Below are 17,415 nucleotides of genomic sequence, written 5' to 3'. Positions count from 1 at the left end.
TTTACTCGCTGCCTGCCCTCTCATTAAACTTGTATCCTACACCCCAGACGGTTTGAATATATACCGGGTTGCCCGGATCATCTTCTATCTTCTCACGAATATGGCTGATATGACTCATGACAATATTGTAATCGCCAGAATAGGCTTCTTTCCAGACTACATCATAAATCTGCTCCTTACTAAATACCCTTCCTGGATTTTGTGCTAATAACTGCAGGATTTCAAACTCAGTGTAAGTTAATTCTATTTTTCTATTATCACGAACAACTTCCCTCCGTTTCAAATCAATCGCTATACCCTTATGCCTTATTTTCGATTGAAGTTGTATTTCCTGAAAAAGGAATTTTTCTCTGCCGGAATCTAACACGGAAATAACAGAATTTACCAACTCTTCCTCATCTCCCTCGAATGATACCAGCAATATTTTTCCCACTTAATCATCCTCGTTTCATTTAGCACTAACTTAATGCTTCGCCTCTGAATTATATTCCGCAAATGTTTCCGTTTCCGGATTAAATTCAGTAAATAATTCCTGCATTCTATTTTTGCTTACTTTTTGAAAGCTGCTAATCTTTCCACTTTTGTCTCTCGTTACTTCAATGTACATAGTGCCGTTGCTGTTAGAAAAGATTCCCCTTCCCTCATCATATAAATCTGCTATAATCTTACCATTATAAACCCAGTTTCCTTGAGCATCACAGGATACTCCATAATCAGCATACTCCTGTGGAACAGCAATATTAAGACCTTTTCCCTCTTCACTGCTATATTCGCCCATGTCATCAGCCGCTATGTTCTCACTTCCTCCTTCTTCAAAAACAGATCCTTTCATTTCATCTGCAGTTACAGCTTCTCCGCCGGAACTTTCAACCAATGCCGCCGGTTCTGACCAAAAATCATCTGATAACGGTTCTGCCTTTACGTCTGTGATGGTGCCATAGTTTTCCCTTTGCACTTCAACTCGAAGCGTACCTCCACGTTTGGAACTTATTGTATAAGTACCCGGCTTAAACTCATCCCGGAAATATCCAATGGTCTTTCCATCATACATCAGAAATCCTGTTTCTTTCTGGTAAGTTATTCCCGCTTTTGCATATTCAGAAAGCTGTTCTTCGCTGAATACATTTTCATTACTGTCTTTATTTTCGGTGACCGTTTCTGCTTCCTGCTTCGCATATTCTATATTTTCCGGAGAATATGCCATTGTAATTCCCACTGCATCATCAGATGATTTCGACAACTTCATCCCATCTTTTATTTTTTGAAGATTATCCTCATAAAGTGCAATCGTCTCATCTACCTTTTCCTGTGTCCATACAAACCATCCGTCGCCGCCTGTATAAGCTTTTTCACCAATCATAGACTGCAGAACTTCTTTTTCCTCGTCCAGCCATTTCGCATACTCTTCTGCTGTCCACCATTCCACATCCGAACTTGAAAGTGGTTCATCTTCCCGGATATTCACTTCGTTTAAAGCAACTATTGTTTCACCGTTTTCCTGCGCTGTCTCTGTATTTTTCTCCAAGGATGATGCGGAAGTTGCAAATCCACCTGTCACGCCAATTACCAATACTGCACTTATCATTACTGCAAACTTAGATGTCTTCTTTATCTTCATAATTGCTCTTATCCTTTCTTCAATCGCATTTTTACTGAAACTGTTACATAATGGTGTCAGTCCGCTCTTTTTTTCTTCCATAGATATTAAAGCAGTTGCATATACCGACTTTATATCCATTCCAAATCTGCGGACTACGGTTTCGTCACAGGATAATTCCAAATCTCTGTTAAAAAGAATATACATTACCCACACAAGCGGATTAAACCAATGAATGCATACTGCAGCAATCATTATCAGCTTTGTAAGCATATCAAGCCGTCTGATATGCACATATTCATGTTCCAACACATAACGAAGCTGATAAATATTTTTCCATTCTGTATTTTTTGGCATTAAAATAACTGGGCGAATCACACCATAAGAAAGTGGTGCAGCTATGGTTTCTGTCTGCCGGATGGATAGACTCCTTTTTAGTGGATGTTTTTCCTTCCATGCTTCCAAAATATCATTTTCAACAGGCAGCGAAAATCGAAATTCCCGATAGCATTTTATATAGGAAACCGCAAAAAATCCAAAACAAAGTAACAGACCTGCCAGCCATATTACACTCAAAATCGAAATGGATTCTGTTCTCTGTACCATAGCCTCTGATAATCCATTTGCTATCTCAGGCATATTCCCATGAATGGGTAAAAATGTTGTCGTTTGCGCCGTTCTCACTGGGTTTATATCAGAATAAATACTCTGCAACAGAGAATAAATACTTGTGACTGATTTTATGGAAAATGGAACTAATAACCGTATTAATGCAATCCACCATAAAATCAAAAATGTTTTCTTCGGTAATCTGTTGATAAGCACAGCCCTTAATACCACAATAAGTAAAATAATAACCGTTCCCAGAAAACTCATTTGCAGCAGGCTCATATACATCACCTCATTCCAATTCACTGACGATCTGCTTCAGGTTCTTAATCTGCTCCATAGAAAGTTTTTTTCTGCCAAGAAGTGCCGCAAACAACTTGTCAACAGATCCATCATATATCTTATCAATAAGTTCATCTGTTTCCAGATCCTGTACCTGTTCTTTTGCTATAAGCGCATGGCACATAAATCCCGGTTCCGTTCGTTCAATCGCGCCTTTATTGATACACCGCTTAATCAATGTATACGTTGTGTTTTTATTCCAGCCGACTTCTCTGTTTAAAGTATCTGCAACATATTTCGCTGGCACGTCACCATCCTTCCACAGAACATCCATTACCTTTAATTCCGAATCAAAAAGTTTGATATTTTCCTCTGTCACTTGTTTCGCCTCCTATAAGACTACAGTAGTCTGTTCTTGTTTTCAGACTACCACAGTCTTATAGCATTGTCAATCATTTTCTGTCGCTAGGAAAAGAAAAACAGCCAGCCTTTCGGCTGACTGCTCCATACTAAATATAAACCATTTCATTCAGTACAATTTCTTCTGCTCTGTTTCTAATATTATTACACCGTTGTACCCAAAGCATAGCATCTTTCCGCTTCAATTCCTCCGTCACTCCCTCAGCCGCTTTCATCTGATCAACAATACACGTAAACCGTTCCTCCGCTTGTTCGTCCAAATCCTCCAGATAGCTCCAAAGTTTTCCGGTCAGCAGTAAACTGGAATATCTACCGTAGCACTGCTCTTTCAGATACTCCCTATGCATCTGTCCGTACTTACCGATAGGTCGGTTTTCCTCCGGCAACTTCAAATCCGGGATGTAATAGTCCCCGACAAGCACATATTCGATGCCATTCTCTGTAATTCTTGGTTTCAGTTCCTTCATGGTTCGTTCCTCCTTGATTTTGTTTAATATATTGCCCAAACGAACCGTTCTATTTTGTTACTTCTATATGTACCGTACTCTTACTGATCCCGAACTTCTTCGCCGCCTGCCTCACCGTCGCCTTTGTTTCCACAATATATCCTGCGATCTCAACTGCACGTTCCTCAATATAATCTTTCACTGCCAAGCCCCCGAAGACGCTTTTTTACAGTGTATGCAAAAGATCTGAAAGGTATGTACCCTGTCACTCTGCTGTCTGAAACTCCTTCCGGAAAACCACCGCAGCCCCGACAATAAACGCACAGCAGATCACCCACGTCACAGGTTCGCAGATGCATACGGCGATATAGCCCCAGACCGGGACGAGCCAGATGGCAAAGATAACTTTACCGATCAGTTCCAACGTACTGCATATCAAAGGTGCTTTCAGGTGCTGCATTCCCTGCAGTGCGTTTCGTAAGATTACCAGCACTGCCATTGGCGGAATCATGGGGATGCTGACCCGAAGATAAAGCAGTCCGTTAGAGATCACCTCCGGGTTGCTGCTTCCGGTAAGAAGCCGGATCGCTGCCGGTGCCAGGGTAAAAGTAAACATAAGTGCAATGATCCACCAGATCCCATACAGAAGAATTGCTGTCCGACAGCCTCTGCGGATTCTTTTTCCCAGGCCCGCTCCATAGTTCTGGCTGGCATAGATCGCCGTGCTGGTTCCAAGTGCCAGTCCTGGAATATAAAACAGTTCCGCAAGCCTCCTGCCTCCAACCTGCGCCGCAATATAAACACTTCCAAGTGCATTGATACTGCTCTGAAGGATCACACTGCCAATACAATAAATAGCATTCATCATCCCCATACTTAAACCGGAGAAAAACATCTCTATTACAAAATTCTTCTTCACTTTGAATTCATTTTTCGAAAATCTCAGTTCCGGATAATAGCGCACAATATACCCCAAACCGATCCCGGCGCTGATTCCCTGAGCCAGAACTGTCGCAGACGCAGCACCTTGTACTCCCAGTCCCAACGGTCCCATAAACCAGAAATCCAGTCCCACATTCAGGACACTGCTGAAAAGCAGAAAAACAAGGGGCATCACACTGTTTCCTACAGCCTGTAAAAGACTCGCCTCCAGATTATACAGCATAGTCAGCGGAATTCCCGCCAGAATGATCGTCAGATAGCGCAAAGCTCCGTCCATCACATCATCCGGGATCTGCATCACCTGAAGCAGCCCTTTTCGAAATATCAGAAAAGCGACAGTCAGAACAACTGAGCAAAAGCAGGACAAACACGTCATCCAGCACACCGACTTCTTCACTCCCTGCTGGTCTCCTGCTCCGAAGTTCCGGCTCACTCCAAGAGCCAGTCCATTATTCATTCCAAACGCAAAATTCGTGATCAGACTATATAACGCCGCAGTAGCACCAATCTGTGCAAGCGCTCCATCCCCCAGCAGATTTCCCGCAATCGAGGTATCTACAAGATTATAAAACTGCTGAAGCAGATTTCCAAGAAAAAGCGGCATGGCAAAACGCAGCAAAAGCGAGGTCGGACTTCCCTTCGTCATGTCCATCGTTTGACTTTTCTTTTTCAGATCCATAATAACTTTCCTCCCTGATCCATATGGCAACTGACATCCTTCTTAATCACCGTCTGTAAAACAGACATCAGTATTTTCTTTTATTATACAATCCGACACACAGTTGCTGCTGTAAAAATAGCGGTGTATACTATAACAAAAACGACAGGGAGATTTTTTATGATACGTAATGCAAACTGGGTGGAAACCGATATCCACCAACAGGAATTCCCGGAACAGGAAAGATATCTCTTCGATCTGGTTGCAAACAGAGGCGATATCCATAAATTCATTACCGGAAATATTCCCGCACACTGGCATAATGAACTGGAGATTTTTATGCTGATGGAAGGCAGCGTCAGAATCGGGATCGGTGATACTTTTTACGATGTCCATGCAGGGGAAGGCTGTTTTATCAATACTGGCATTCTTCATTCTTTTATCGGTCTTGTCCCTTCCCCGTGCCTGTACCGTTCTTTTGTGTTTGATCCATCGATCATAAGCGGCGCCCCGGGCAGTGTTTTTGATATCCGCTATATCCGTCCCCTTATGGAAAAAGGCGCCGCTTTCATAAAAATCCCGGGAGATATCGTCCCGGGATCTTGTGATAAACATTTTTTTCAGGCATTTGACAACGCCTTTTCTGCCTGCGCCGATGAATTGCCCGGCTATGAATTTCAGGTACGCAACGCCCTCTCCGAAATACTTCTGATCATTCTGGAAAAGAACCGCGGCCTTTCTGCCCCACAGCTTCCCGAAATCCAGGAACTACGCCTGAAGCAAATGCTGGCATGGATCGATCAGCATCTGGAAAAAAATATCTCCGTAAAAGATATTGCGGCAGTTGCCAGCATCTGTGCCAGAGAATGCCAGCGTATTTTTCAAAGATATCTGAGCACCACACCTATGGCATATGTACGCCAGAGACGCCTTCTTCTGGCCGCCAGGCAGCTTACTCTCACGGACACACCAGTGACGGACATTGCGTTAAACTGCGGTTTCGCAAGCCCCTCCTACTTCACCCGGCATTTCCGGCTCCTTACCGGAACTACCCCTACACAGTACCGGGAAAACATCCGTAAATAGATTTTATTTTATGCTTTAGATTTTTTTGACTGCTTATAAAGCACAAGACAGACGATCACAAATGCTACTGTAACCACAACTGTCAGCGGAAGAATCATAGCAGATTCCGCTCCAAGCAGAAGCCCGAATCCCTGTCTCAGTGTCAGAATTCCAAAAATGGAAAAAATAAAAAACGCAACTGTATTGAGAATTCCCTCCGGTGCTTTGCTTTTCAGAAGATAACCGATCAGAAGGCCGATTACATCTGCCGCAAAAAGTCCCAATGAACAGGCCAGCCATACAACAACTGCTGCACTTAAACCTTCGTTTGCTCCAAATGTAATGGCAGTAAGCTGTGTCTTATCACCAAGCTCCGCAACAAAAAATGTACAGAATACAGACAACGGCGCAAACTTAATTTTCCGGTCCTTTACATTCTCTTCCTCATCATCGTCTCCCTTAAGCGTTGTTGCCGCAAAAAACAGGAACGCCGCACCGGCAATCAGACGGATCAGCCACGTAGGAACTACCGTACTGACAAGGCCTCCGGCAAGAACCGCAAGTCCGTTCAGCACCAGGATCGCAACACCGGTTCCAAGCAGGATATCCTTCAGCTTGAACTTGGAAGTCATTGCCACCAGCATCAGCTGTGTTTTGTCGCCCATTTCCGCAATGAACTGGGTAAAAAGCACTTTCATAAATAGCAGCATCTTTCTTCTCCTTTGCATATGTGTCCGGTCCGGAGTCATAAAAAAAGACCCACGTATACTTTATCTCCATAATAGAAATAAAATATACATGAGTCTCATTCTTTAAGATTTGCCAGGTGCATGCACCAGTATGTTGACAAACCACGTTTACACGCGAATTACTCCCTCACGGAATTGATTTTCGTCATTGTAACAAAGTTGAGAAATTTTGTCAATAGCAGTGTGAAAAGCAGCTCCCGTCTTTTTATCAGAATTTCTCAGCCTTAGCCTTCAGCCCCTGATACATCTCTTCAGAAAGAGGAATGGAAACACCCAGACGTTTCGCCTCCTGCACGATATAACCACTGAAAGTTTCCAGCTCCGTCTGCTTTTTGCAGATCTGAAAATCTCTCTGAAGGGAACTGGTGGCGTTATCTGCATGAACATGACGGAACTTGTGAATCACCTCCTGTATGTGTTCATCTGTCAGTGCCACACCCTTTGCACGGCCTACACTGGCAGCCTCCCACACAAGAGTTTCGTACTGCTGCGCCTTCACCGGATCCCTGCGAAGCTCCCCGATGGTATTATCATAAAAAGCCGTCATCACGTTAAACGCACAGTTCAGGATATACTTTCTCCAGATCTCCACCTCAATATCCCCGTCATCCTTATAATCAATATCTGCGCCCTTCAGGATCTCGGCTACCTGGGCCACTTTCTCCTGCTGCCCCTGATCTGCGTTTTTGATCCCGATGCACAGCCAGGTAAAAGTATCCTGCTGGGAAATGGAAAAATCCGCGTTTGCAAAAGCTACCGTATAGATCAGAGAATCCACAACCGTTCCCCTTCCGATCAGGCTGCGGATCTTTTCCCCCGGATCCACCCCGTTCATCACCGGAATGATCACCGTATCATCTGTGACCATATCCCGGATATTTTCACATACATCCTCCAGAGAGTAATTTTTTACACAGATAAAAATATAATCCTGCTGTCCCATTTCCCGGACTGAAGCCACACGTTCCGGCTTCGCAACGATCTCTCCCTTATAATCACTGTGCAGCACCAGTCCGTTCTCACGGATGCTCTCCCCTCTGGCTCCACGGGCCACCATTGTCACATGAGGATAGGCCTTCGCCAACATTCCCGCAACATAGCCACCAACACCGCCGATTCCGATCACTGCAATCTTTTTATCTTCTGTTTTCATGATATCTTATCCTCTTTTTCTTATTTCCGTCCCAGATTATAGCTCTCCAACAAATTATTGCATCGCTACAGGCAGATGTCTGCAGTCTGCACTTGCTTCCTGCTTATAGCTCTATTTTATCAGACAGCCATCCGCATTTCCATATCTGCTGTAAAATCCGTACACAAAACACGCCAGCGAAAAAACTTTCCGTCTCTATGCTATAATTTCTGGAAATGCCATGGATTCTGATGTATACTGGATATAAATTTTTTGTAGAAAAAATAAAAATACGAGGTGACAAAAATGGACACGAAACCCGTTTTTCACGGAAGTGATATAGAAAAGATCTGCAGCTATTACGGATTAAAAAAAGAAGACATTGTCAAATTCGGCGCCAATGTTAATCCACTGGGGCTCTCGCCCAAAGCCAGTGCCGCCATTGCCGCACATGTTGACATTTTTTCCTCCTATCCGGACAGAGAATACACGACCCTTCGCAATACTATTTCCGAATATTGCAATATTCCGGCAGATTTTATTCTTCCCGGAAACGGCTCCAGCGAACTGATCTCCCTCCTCATTCAGGAAAAAGCTCCAAAGCACACCCTGATCCTGGGACCTACCTATTCCGAATACTCCAGAGAGCTTTCTTTTTCCGGAAGCACCCAGGAATATTACCACCTTCAGGAAAGCAAAGACTTCGAGCCGGACATTCCCGATCTTTGCAAAAAGCTGGAACAGGGATACGATTTTCTCATTCTCTGCAACCCTAACAATCCCACCTCCTCTGCCATCTCACAGAAGGATCTCCGCCAGCTGATCAGTTTCTGCGCGGAAAAAAATATCTTCGTAATGATCGATGAAACTTATGTTGAGTTTGCTCCGGATATCAATGCCATCACTGCCGTTCCTCTGACCCGGGAATTCACCAACCTTATGGTTCTTCGAGGCGTATCGAAATTTTTCGCAGCCCCGGGAATGCGTCTGGGTTACGGCATCACCGGAAACATGGATTTCCTTTCCAAAATGCGGGAGAAACAAACTCCATGGTCTCTTAACAGCATGGGCGCCTTTGCCGGCGAGATCATGCTCCAGGATGAATACTATATCCGCCAGACCCGTGAACTGATCCTTTCTGAGCGCACAAGAATGATCAAAGAACTGAAGTCCGTTCCAACTTATAAGGTCTATCCCGCCTATGCAAACTTCATTCTTCTTAAGATCCTGAAACCAGGCCTTACCTCTTATGATGTTTTTGAAGCCTGCATCCGCCAGGGCCTGATAATCCGTGACTGTTCCTCCTTCCAGTGCCTGGATGGAGAATTTGTACGGTTCTGCATCATGATGCCGGAGGACAATTCCCGCCTTGTTGAAGTGTTGAAAAACCTGTAAAAAAATAAATCTTACGGAGGATACCAAAATGAAATCTCACAAATACTGGTCACTGGGCGCCCTTATCACCATGATCGCAGCCTTTTACACCGGCTGCAAAAGCATGAAAACCGCACACAGGTATTTTGCATGCGCTTCTTTGATCTGCATGATTATGTCTATTTATTCCGGGCATAAGATGATTGCTGGGAAAACACAGGAAAAGGAAAATTGATGTAAAAAAACGTCCGGCCTGTTAAGAACTCAACAGGCCGGACAGCGAAAAAAAGCAGATATATAGTATACTCTCACAATCTACCCTTTATTTCAACCACAACTTTTCCGTGTGCTCCTAATGCTCCATATGGGTCAAAACATACAAAGACTTTTTTTCCAGGTTTAATATAAAACTGAAAATCTGAATACTTCATTTTCATAACATAAGAATACCCCTGACCGGAAAATTTTTTCGAATATGCGGTTGCTATATTTTTCTTTACATTACTTTTCTTCCCAGATGCAACATCTTGAACTGCCAACTTCTTTCCGTCTTTAAGACGATATGTTAAGCCATACTCCCTATTTTCTCCAATTCCCCCTGCATACCATTTGGAAACAAACCTAAAGCTTATATAACCATTCTGATTATACGTTACATTGCATTTATTAATGTAATAAATTTTTTTAAAAGCTCATAATACTCAAATAAATTGTTTCTGTATTGTAGAGATGCTTTATAATCCGCTGCTAAGGATTTGTTTATTTTTTTTTATTGCAGAACTGTTTCCTTTTATCTGGGGTAATTCATAAAAATATTGTGCCGTCAATTTCTTGCAGCGTTTAATTTGTTGCTTTTTCTCAATTTTATAAGAAACCTTAGCTGTTGTCGGTTCGGCAAATGCTATTGTATATTCTGTAATATTGCAAACAAGAGCAAGTGCAATAACAAGTCCTATACTTACAAAATGCTTCCAGATATTTTTTTATTCTTCATCCTTATCTTACCTTTTTATATTATATGTTTTACATCGTTCTCAAACTCTGCAAGCACAGCGGCTGATGAAATTTCTGTTTAAATACCTTACGTTTTTACATCATTCTCAAACACATCGGATGCATCAAATCCTCGGATGTTTGTTTGAATACCATACATTTTTACATCATTCTCAAACGTATTTTTCACTTGTATCTGTAAATATCTCGTTTGAATACCATACGTTTTTACATCATTCTCAAACCTCAAATTTAAAAATGAAGCGCCTCATCTGCGCTTATCGTATGATATTCAAACCTTGAAAAGTAATAAATTCACATTTATTTTACTAATTATAAAATATCTTTTATCTTTTGAGAAGTCTCTTTGTGTATTTTCAATTCCTACATTTTTAAGTCTTTATTTTCCTTCAAATATTTCTCTATTTCATTCTTAATAAAACAAGCCGCCTCATACTCTGAAAGGGCCTGTCGTTTTTCATTATCCACTAAACAGCCACCCCTTCCTTTAATACATTATGATAATACGGCAGATCATCTTTCCAATAATTAAAATGTTCTACATTTTTTATAACCGGAGAAATATCTACTCCATATTTCATCATAAAATCAAAAGCACAGTCTGAAACCTGATCATAATAAGAATTAATTTTTTCCAACGGAGTATTGACAAGTATCATAACATCAACATCTGAGTTTTCGTTGTAGTCTCCTCTGGCGTAGGAACCATATACAAGAATTTTGCAAAAATCTTCTTTGAACACATTTCTCATACATTGTTCGAATTCTTTCAATATATTCCTTATTCTTTTCTGCATATAGGCACCTTCTTCCACTTCTTTTTGATAATTTGATTATAACAATCGTAGAAATAAAATACAAGGCGTCAAATAGCATAGTACTCTCAAACCAACCCAAACACCCGCAACGCATTACTCTCCGTCACAGCCACAACCTCCTCGCAGCTGACACCTTTCAACTCCGCGATCGTCTTCACAACCTCCGGCAGATACAGCGAGCTGTTTCGTTTTCCACGGTTCGGCACAGGAGCCATATACGGGCAGTCGGTTTCCAGCAGAATCTGATTCAGTGGTGCATACTCCACCACTTCTTTCAGCTTCCGGGAATTTTTAAATGTGATTACTCCGCCTATTCCCAGATAAAGTCCCATGTTCAGATACTCTCTTGCAATTTCTTTACTATATGAAAAACAATGAATAATTCCACCATACATTCCGTCCTTCATATATTCTTTCACAATATTCAACGTATCCTCCGCGGCATCGCGGCTATGAATCATAAACGGAAGCTTTTTCTCGCGGGCAATGTCCATCTGCTGGCGGAAAACCTTCTGCTGAAGAAGATGCTCCTCTTTTTCCTTATGCCAGTAATAATCCAAGCCGATCTCACCCACTGCCACAGTTTTTTCCATGTCGCAATATCTACGGATCTCATCCAGAACAGCTACATCCACCTTATCCGCATCATCCGGATGCACACCCACGGCGCCGTAAACGGAAGGATATTTCTCCACCAGGTCATAAACTCTGTCAAAATGTCCCACAGAAGCACACACATCCACAATATGCCCGATCCCATTCTCCTGCATACTATCCAGCATGGCAAAACGATCTTCGTCAAAAGCCTCATCATCATAATGGGCATGAGTATCAAAAATCATCCCTTTATCCACAGTCATCTCATCTCCCACAGATACTTTTCCACCTTTCAGCACTCTTGTAAACACACCTTCCCGGGGCATGATGCACTCACCCATCTTCTGAAAAATAGCACAGCCATTGTGGCACTCCTTTCCGATCTGAGTCAGCTCCAGCACAACCTCACCACAACGAAATCTGGTGCCAACCGGAAGCTTTGCAAAATCAATCCCTTCCACAACCAGATTCTCACCAAAAGCACCATCCTCAACCTCTGCGCCCTTTGCACGAAATGCATCGATCTTTTCACCGGAAAGAAGACTCACCTGCCGATGCCACTTCCCAGCATGAGCATCCCCCTCAAGCCCCCAGTCCTCCACAAAAACCGCAGACCCGACATTCTTCTTCTGTGTTCCTTTCTTCTCACTGATACAAACCGCAAGTACTTTTCCCATAGCAAACTCCTATTAATCACACATCATTACCAAATTTATTCCTATATCACACCAGCAATATTGATTTCCAAAACCTACCACATGTAACTCTCAAGCCTCAGGAATTATGAATCGCTAGAGATGAATTTTAATCATAAAACCTACCACATCCAACAGCCAGCCCAACGGAGGCAGGGCCAGTACGGTGACGTTAGCGGAGCGGCCGTCGAGAGGCGAGTATAGCTGCTGCCACCGAGCGCCCTGTTTGAGCCGCAGGCGAGTTGGCGCGAATGGCAGCAAATCAGCGACGCAGCCGAACAGGCCGCGCAGCGTGTCACCGTACTGGCCCTGCCTCCGTTGGGCGTCCGTTCGTTAGTCTAAGTATACACCACACACTACCGTCCACACTCACCAGCCTCACCGGTCAAAATCTCAATCCCATGCCCCAGCGAGTCAATAATCACACCCAGGCACTCCCGCACAGCCTTAGGACTCCCTGGCAGATTAACGATCAGCGTTCCCTTCCGGATCCCAGCCGTAGCCCGGCTCAACATCGCCCGCTTCGTGATCGTCAGACTAAACGCCCGCATCGCCTCCGGGATCCCCGGCACACGCCGCTCGATCACATCCTCCGTAGCCTCCGGTGTCACATCCCTCTGTGAAAACCCGGTACCACCCGTAGTCAAGATCAGCTCCGCCAGACCCTGATCCGCAATCTCAGCCATCCGTGCACTCAGCAACCCACGGTCATCCGGCAAAACATCCATAGAAACAACCACATACCCTGCCGCTTCCACAATCTCTTTCGCAGCCGGCCCGCTAAGATCCTCACGTTCCCCTCTGTAACCCTTATCACTAGAAGTGATCACCGCAACTCTCTTCATCACTCAACCTCCGATCTGAGCCATACAAAGCTTCTCCGTCTTATCATCCTTCTGTTTCTCCAACCCTCCGCCAAAAGCATGCCCGTCCGGTTTCTCCGCCAGAGCCTCCAGGATCACAGCTTTCAGCTCTTCATCCGAACCACCACTGCGGATTACCCCTCGAAGATCCCGCCCCGCCGCATACTGCAGACAAGTCTTCAAAAACCCCTGGGAAGTCAGCCGGATCCGGTTGCACTCCCCGCAGAACTTATGACTCACCGCACTGATAAATCCGATCTTCCCGGAAAAGCCATCCACATCATAATAATGGCAGGGACCATTTCCAAGCGGCTCCCCCACATACGGCGAAAACCGCGGAAGTTTTTCCCCAAGGATCCCAAGCAGTTCCTCCTCCGACACCCCATGAAATTCTTTTCCCATTCCAATAGGCATCATCTCAATAAACCGCACATGCACCTTATGGTCTTTTGCAAGAAACGCCACCCGGCAGAGATCCTGCTCCGGAATCCCAAGAGGCACACAGTTGATCTTCAATGAAATTTCCGGATACTTCAGCGCCTCTGAAATCCCCTCAAGCGTCCGTCCCAGTTCATCCCGCCTGGTGATCTGCCTGCTGCAGACCTCATCCAGCGTATCCAGACTGATATTCAATCCGTCCAGTCCCGCCTGGGCAAAATCCCGCATCTGATCCTTCAAAAGCACACCATTTGTAGTCAGAGTCACTTTCTCGATCCCCGGCATGTTTTTCAGTTTTTCCACCAGCAGGGGCATCCGCGGCCGCACCAGCGGCTCCCCGCCGGTAAGCTTGATCTTTCGGATCCCCAGCTCTGCCATCACCCGGCAGATCCTCAGAATTTCCTCTTCCTGCAAAATGAGGGAGCGCTCCACATGCTGCACTCCCTCCTCCGGCATACAATAAATACACCGCAAATTACATCTGTCAGTTACGGAAATCCTGAGATAATCAATATTTCTTCCGCACCTGTCTATCATTATTTTTCCTCAAAACGGAAATCTCCGCTTTTGCCTCCTGTTTTCTCTTCCAGATGGATATCAGACATGACCATGCGTTTATCGATTGCCTTACACATATCATAAATGGTCAGAAGCGCCACCTGAACACCTGTCAGCGCCTCCATCTCCACGCCTGTTTTCCCCTCTGTTTTTACCGTACAGAACACACGGATCACTCCCGCATCCTCATCCGTCTCAAAATCCACAGAACACTTCTGGATGGGAAGTGGATGGCACATGGGGATCAGGTCAGAAGTACGCTTCACACCCATGATACCCGCCACACGGGCCACCCCAAGCACATCACCCTTTTTCACATTTCCGCTTTTTACCGCGTCCATGATCTCCGGGCTTACCTGAATGGAACCGGTAGCTGTCGCCGTACGGTGAGTGTCCGGTTTATTGGACACATCCACCATAACAGCATTGCCATTTTCATCAAAATGATTCAGTTTCATATTTAACAGATCTCAGCGCCTGCAGGCATCTCTTTCTCCGGTACCATCAGGGAAAGATTTCCATCTGCATCCTCTGCACAGAGGATCATACCCTCGCTGAGGATTCCTGCAAGTTTGGCAGGTTTCAGGTTTGTAACAACCATAACTTTTTTGCCAACCATTTCCTCTGCGGAATAGTGAGCCTTGATTCCGGATACGATCTGACGAACCTGGCTTCCGATCTTAACCTGGGAGCAGAGAAGTTTTCTGGATTTCTTAACTTCCTCGCAGGCAATGATCTCACCAACCTGGAACTGAAGTTTTTCAAAATCATCAAAAGTGATCTCCGGTTTTGCCTCGATGTCGATCACATCTTTGGCTTCCTCTTTCTCCTCTTTTACTTCTTCCTTTTTCTCTTCTTTCTTCGGATGAAGTTTCTCAACTTTCTCAAGAACCTCTTTCAGGTCAAGTCTTGCAAAAAGGATCTCCGGTTTGTCAGTTACACGGTTTCCTGACGGATAAAGACCAAACTGCTCCATATCCTCAAGAGTTCTCTCGTTTGCGTTGAGCTGTACAAGAATGCGCTCTGTTGTACGCGGCATAAAAGATTTCAGAAGAGATGCGCCGATGCAGATTCCCTCAACCAGGTTGTAGAGAACCGTTGCAAGACGATCCTGTTTTGTCTCATCCTTTGCAAGTGCCCACGGCATTGTCTCATCGATATATTTGTTGCAACGTTTGAACAGGGAGAATACCTCTGTAATGGCATCTGCAACACGAAGTTTGTCCATTTTTGCGGAAACGTTCTTCGGAACCTGAAGGATGAAATTCTTAAGATCCTCATCAACCGGCTCAGTAACGTTCTTGTTCTCAACGATTCCGTTGAAATATTTATTGGACATGGAGATTGTACGATTTACAAGGTTTCCAAGTGTATTTGCAAGATCGGAATTCAGTCTCTCAACCATCAGCTCCCATGTGATGACACCATCATTCTCAAACGGCATCTCGTGGAGTACGAAATAACGGACAGCATCTACACCGAAGAACTCAACAAGCTCATCTGCGTAAATTACATTTCCTTTGGATTTACTCATTTTTCCATCGCCCTGAAGAAGCCACGGATGTCCGAATACCTGTTTCGGAAGCGGAAGATCCAGAGACATCAGGAAGATCGGCCAGTAAATAGTATGGAAACGGATGATATCTTTACCGATAAGGTGAAGATCTGCAGGCCAGTATTTGTTGAATTTCTCGCTGCTGTTTCCGTCACAGTCATAGCCGATACCTGTGATATAGTTTGTCAGGGCATCCAGCCATACATAAACAACATGCTTCGGATCAAAATCTACCGGAATTCCCCATTTAAAGGATGTTCTGGATACACAGAGATCCTGAAGACCCGGAAGAAGGAAGTTGTTCATCATCTCGTTTTTACGGGACTCCGGCTGGATGAAATCCGGATGTGTGTTGATATAGTCAATAAGTTTATCTGCATATTTGCTCATTTTGAAGAAATATGCCTCTTCTTTAGCCGGTACGCATGGACGTCCGCAGTCCGGGCATTTACCGTCTACAAGCTGAGACTCTGTGAAGAAGGATTCACAAGGTGTACAGTACATTCCTTCATAATGTCCCTTGTAGATATCTCCCTTTGCATACATTTTTTTGAAGATCTTTTTGACCTGCTCTTCATGGTCTTTATCTGTTGTACGGATAAATTTATCATAGGATGTGTTCATCAGATCCCAGATACGTTTGATCTCACCGGAAACGTTATCTACGAATTCCTTCGGTGTAACACCAGCTTCCTCGGCCTTCAGCTCGATCTTCTGGCCATGCTCATCAGTACCTGTCTGGAAATATACGTCATATCCCTGCTGTCTCTTAAAACGTGCGATGGCATCTGCAAGAACAACCTCATAAGTATTTCCGATATGCGGTTTACCGGATGTGTACGCAATGGCAGTGCTGATATAATATCTCTGCTTTTCCATTTTTCTTTCCTCCATAATATAAAAAATAATTGTATGCTTACTCATAACTGACTGAAAGCATATTCAGCCAAAACAGGAAAAATCCTGTCGATGCCATTGGAAGATTACAATGTAATTTCCTGTGACATAAAAAAACGTCTTCTCATACCACTTGCGATATGAGAAGACGAGTTATTACCCGTGTTACCACTTCTGTTCGTTCCTGCCTCGCGGCAAAAACCTCATCAGGTACAGCAAACTCTATACCCTTCCGCTATAACAGGCGGTCCTGTCACTGCCTGCCGGTGTCCATTAAACGGGACATTCGCATTCCGCTTATCGCATTCAAACCGGGTCAGCAATGCCTCTCTGAAGCCATCTTCCATCTGCGCCTGCACATCCCTCTCAGTCTCGGAACTCTTGCACAAAATGAATCTTCACATTTCACTCTGCTGCATATCCATAAACGCAATCGCTTCATAATCTGCGTTCAAAAAAGTCCTCCGGGGATTTCCCTGTAGTGTGGTGTACACATGTACTCTCTTCTTCCACGAGTTTTCCATATGGGAAAATCGTAACACATTTCCAGTGGTTTGTAAACGGGGAAATATTAATTTACACGACAAACGCATGAATGGTTAGCAACTGCAAATTCTATTTTTTTCTACTTTTTAAGCTTCTAAAAGCTCTTCTAAATACTTAATTGGACGCAAACTTACTACGAACCTTTTCTTTCTCATTGACA

General features: G+C 44.1%; 17 protein-coding genes and 2 pseudogenes. 3 read left to right on the top strand and 16 right to left on the bottom strand.

Annotation, left to right across the window (positions count from 1 at the left end; all coding sequences use genetic code 11):
- Position 1 precedes the first annotated feature (1 nt).
- The 6 genes and pseudogenes from G5B12_RS11630 to G5B12_RS11605 all read right to left on the bottom strand — a co-directional run bounded on the left by G5B12_RS11630 (position 2) and on the right by G5B12_RS11605 (position 4,975).
- Complete coding sequence (locus tag G5B12_RS11630) at positions 2-433, bottom strand: winged helix-turn-helix domain-containing protein (protein ID WP_022388636.1); 432 nt, start codon at positions 431-433, stop codon at positions 2-4.
- Positions 434-463: 30 nt separating this feature from the next.
- Complete coding sequence (locus tag G5B12_RS11625) at positions 464-2,473, bottom strand: M56 family metallopeptidase (RefSeq protein ID WP_173733179.1); 2,010 nt, start codon at positions 2,471-2,473, stop codon at positions 464-466.
- Between the two features lie 25 nt (positions 2,474-2,498).
- Complete coding sequence (locus G5B12_RS11620; protein WP_008707144.1) at positions 2,499-2,867, bottom strand: BlaI/MecI/CopY family transcriptional regulator; 369 nt, start codon at positions 2,865-2,867, stop codon at positions 2,499-2,501.
- Between the two features lie 130 nt (positions 2,868-2,997).
- On the bottom strand, positions 2,998-3,375 hold the full coding sequence (locus G5B12_RS11615; protein ID WP_015541713.1) for a TnpV protein: 378 nt from the start codon (positions 3,373-3,375) through the stop codon (positions 2,998-3,000).
- A 52-nt stretch (positions 3,376-3,427) separates the two neighbouring features.
- Positions 3,428-3,556 (bottom strand): annotated as a pseudogene (locus G5B12_RS11610) (sporulation transcriptional regulator SpoIIID); the annotation flags it as partial.
- Between the two features lie 63 nt (positions 3,557-3,619).
- Positions 3,620-4,975 (bottom strand): MATE family efflux transporter, encoded by a 1,356-nt coding sequence (locus tag G5B12_RS11605; RefSeq protein WP_118062185.1) that lies wholly within the window; start codon positions 4,973-4,975, stop codon positions 3,620-3,622.
- Positions 4,976-5,134: 159 nt separating this feature from the next.
- On the opposite strand from G5B12_RS11605, the gene G5B12_RS11600 reads away from it, so the two are divergent.
- The gene (locus G5B12_RS11600) at positions 5,135-6,040 is read left to right on the top strand and encodes an AraC family transcriptional regulator (protein ID WP_174088318.1); all 906 of its coding nucleotides are present in this window, start codon (positions 5,135-5,137) and stop codon (positions 6,038-6,040) included.
- 8 nt (positions 6,041-6,048) lie between these two features.
- On the opposite strand, the gene G5B12_RS11595 is transcribed toward G5B12_RS11600, so the two are convergent.
- Positions 6,049-6,729: a TMEM165/GDT1 family protein gene (locus G5B12_RS11595; protein WP_118062187.1), complete on the bottom strand. Its 681-nt coding sequence runs from the start codon at positions 6,727-6,729 to the stop codon at positions 6,049-6,051.
- Positions 6,730-6,976: 247 nt separating this feature from the next.
- Positions 6,977-7,921, bottom strand: a complete 945-nt coding sequence (locus G5B12_RS11590) for a ketopantoate reductase family protein (protein WP_174088316.1) — start codon at positions 7,919-7,921, stop codon at positions 6,977-6,979.
- A gap of 285 nt (positions 7,922-8,206) precedes the next feature.
- Here G5B12_RS11590 and G5B12_RS11585 point away from each other — a divergent pair, with 285 nt between their 5' ends.
- Together G5B12_RS11585 and G5B12_RS11580 are read left to right on the top strand one after the other, a co-directional pair.
- Positions 8,207-9,295, top strand: a complete 1,089-nt coding sequence (locus G5B12_RS11585) for a pyridoxal phosphate-dependent aminotransferase (RefSeq protein ID WP_174088315.1) — start codon at positions 8,207-8,209, stop codon at positions 9,293-9,295.
- A gap of 28 nt (positions 9,296-9,323) precedes the next feature.
- Positions 9,324-9,509, top strand: a complete 186-nt coding sequence (locus G5B12_RS11580) for a DUF6219 family protein (protein WP_021976030.1) — start codon at positions 9,324-9,326, stop codon at positions 9,507-9,509.
- Positions 9,510-9,582: 73 nt separating this feature from the next.
- On the opposite strand, the gene G5B12_RS11575 is transcribed toward G5B12_RS11580, so the two are convergent.
- The 8 genes and pseudogenes from G5B12_RS11575 to metG form a co-directional block, all read right to left on the bottom strand.
- Positions 9,583-9,813, bottom strand: coding sequence for a hypothetical protein (locus G5B12_RS11575; protein ID WP_174088313.1), 231 nt, complete (start codon positions 9,811-9,813; stop codon positions 9,583-9,585).
- Between the two features lie 942 nt (positions 9,814-10,755).
- Positions 10,756-11,085, bottom strand: coding sequence for a nucleotidyltransferase domain-containing protein (locus G5B12_RS11570; RefSeq protein ID WP_118070829.1), 330 nt, complete (start codon positions 11,083-11,085; stop codon positions 10,756-10,758).
- An 86-nt stretch (positions 11,086-11,171) separates the two neighbouring features.
- Positions 11,172-11,948, bottom strand: coding sequence for a TatD family hydrolase (locus G5B12_RS18350; protein WP_174088346.1), 777 nt, complete (start codon positions 11,946-11,948; stop codon positions 11,172-11,174).
- Positions 11,949-11,972: 24 nt separating this feature from the next.
- Positions 11,973-12,380: pseudogene (locus tag G5B12_RS18345) on the bottom strand (MOSC domain-containing protein); the annotation flags it as partial.
- Positions 12,381-12,754: 374 nt separating this feature from the next.
- Positions 12,755-13,243, bottom strand: coding sequence for a MogA/MoaB family molybdenum cofactor biosynthesis protein (locus G5B12_RS11555; RefSeq protein WP_174088311.1), 489 nt, complete (start codon positions 13,241-13,243; stop codon positions 12,755-12,757).
- Between the two features lie 3 nt (positions 13,244-13,246).
- Positions 13,247-14,236 carry a GTP 3',8-cyclase MoaA gene (gene moaA, locus G5B12_RS11550; protein ID WP_174088309.1) on the bottom strand — a complete coding sequence of 330 codons (990 nt, stop codon included), beginning with the start codon at positions 14,234-14,236 and terminating at the stop codon, positions 13,247-13,249.
- On the bottom strand, positions 14,236-14,715 hold the full coding sequence (moaC, locus tag G5B12_RS11545; RefSeq protein WP_021975919.1) for a cyclic pyranopterin monophosphate synthase MoaC: 480 nt from the start codon (positions 14,713-14,715) through the stop codon (positions 14,236-14,238). The genes moaA and moaC overlap by 1 nt, the downstream gene beginning before the upstream one ends.
- Before the next feature lie 2 nt (positions 14,716-14,717).
- The gene (gene metG / locus G5B12_RS11540; RefSeq protein WP_244096087.1) at positions 14,718-16,691 is read right to left on the bottom strand and encodes a methionine--tRNA ligase; all 1,974 of its coding nucleotides are present in this window, start codon (positions 16,689-16,691) and stop codon (positions 14,718-14,720) included.
- Positions 16,692-17,415 lie beyond the last annotated feature (724 nt).

This window comes from Blautia sp. MSK.20.85 (assembly GCF_013317245.1).
GTDB lineage: Bacteria > Bacillota > Clostridia > Lachnospirales > Lachnospiraceae > Blautia_A.
The sequence above is the reverse complement of the archived record's forward strand: the minus strand, read 5'-3'. Positions and strand labels throughout refer to the sequence as shown.

What these genes read in the sequence shown, in the direction of transcription:
- G5B12_RS11625 (WP_173733179.1), bottom strand. Translation starts at nt 2,473, where the DNA reads ATGAGTTTTCTGGGAACGGTTATTATTTTACTTATTGTGGTATTAAGG.
- G5B12_RS11615 (WP_015541713.1), bottom strand. Translation starts at nt 3,375, where the DNA reads ATGAAGGAACTGAAACCAAGAATTACAGAGAATGGCATCGAATATGTG.
- G5B12_RS11605 (WP_118062185.1), bottom strand. Translation starts at nt 4,975, where the DNA reads ATGGATCTGAAAAAGAAAAGTCAAACGATGGACATGACGAAGGGAAGT.
- G5B12_RS11600 (WP_174088318.1), top strand. Translation starts at nt 5,135, where the DNA reads ATGATACGTAATGCAAACTGGGTGGAAACCGATATCCACCAACAGGAA.
- G5B12_RS11595 (WP_118062187.1), bottom strand. Translation starts at nt 6,729, where the DNA reads ATGCTGCTATTTATGAAAGTGCTTTTTACCCAGTTCATTGCGGAAATG.
- G5B12_RS11590 (WP_174088316.1), bottom strand. Translation starts at nt 7,921, where the DNA reads ATGAAAACAGAAGATAAAAAGATTGCAGTGATCGGAATCGGCGGTGTT.
- G5B12_RS11585 (WP_174088315.1), top strand. Translation starts at nt 8,207, where the DNA reads ATGGACACGAAACCCGTTTTTCACGGAAGTGATATAGAAAAGATCTGC.
- G5B12_RS11580 (WP_021976030.1), top strand. Translation starts at nt 9,324, where the DNA reads ATGAAATCTCACAAATACTGGTCACTGGGCGCCCTTATCACCATGATC.
- G5B12_RS11570 (WP_118070829.1), bottom strand. Translation starts at nt 11,085, where the DNA reads ATGCAGAAAAGAATAAGGAATATATTGAAAGAATTCGAACAATGTATG.
- G5B12_RS18350 (WP_174088346.1), bottom strand. Translation starts at nt 11,948, where the DNA reads ATGATTTTTGATACTCATGCCCATTATGATGATGAGGCTTTTGACGAA.
- G5B12_RS11555 (WP_174088311.1), bottom strand. Translation starts at nt 13,243, where the DNA reads ATGAAGAGAGTTGCGGTGATCACTTCTAGTGATAAGGGTTACAGAGGG.
- moaA (WP_174088309.1), bottom strand. Translation starts at nt 14,236, where the DNA reads ATGATAGACAGGTGCGGAAGAAATATTGATTATCTCAGGATTTCCGTA.
- moaC (WP_021975919.1), bottom strand. Translation starts at nt 14,715, where the DNA reads ATGAAACTGAATCATTTTGATGAAAATGGCAATGCTGTTATGGTGGAT.
- metG (WP_244096087.1), bottom strand. Translation starts at nt 16,691, where the DNA reads ATGGAAAAGCAGAGATATTATATCAGCACTGCCATTGCGTACACATCC.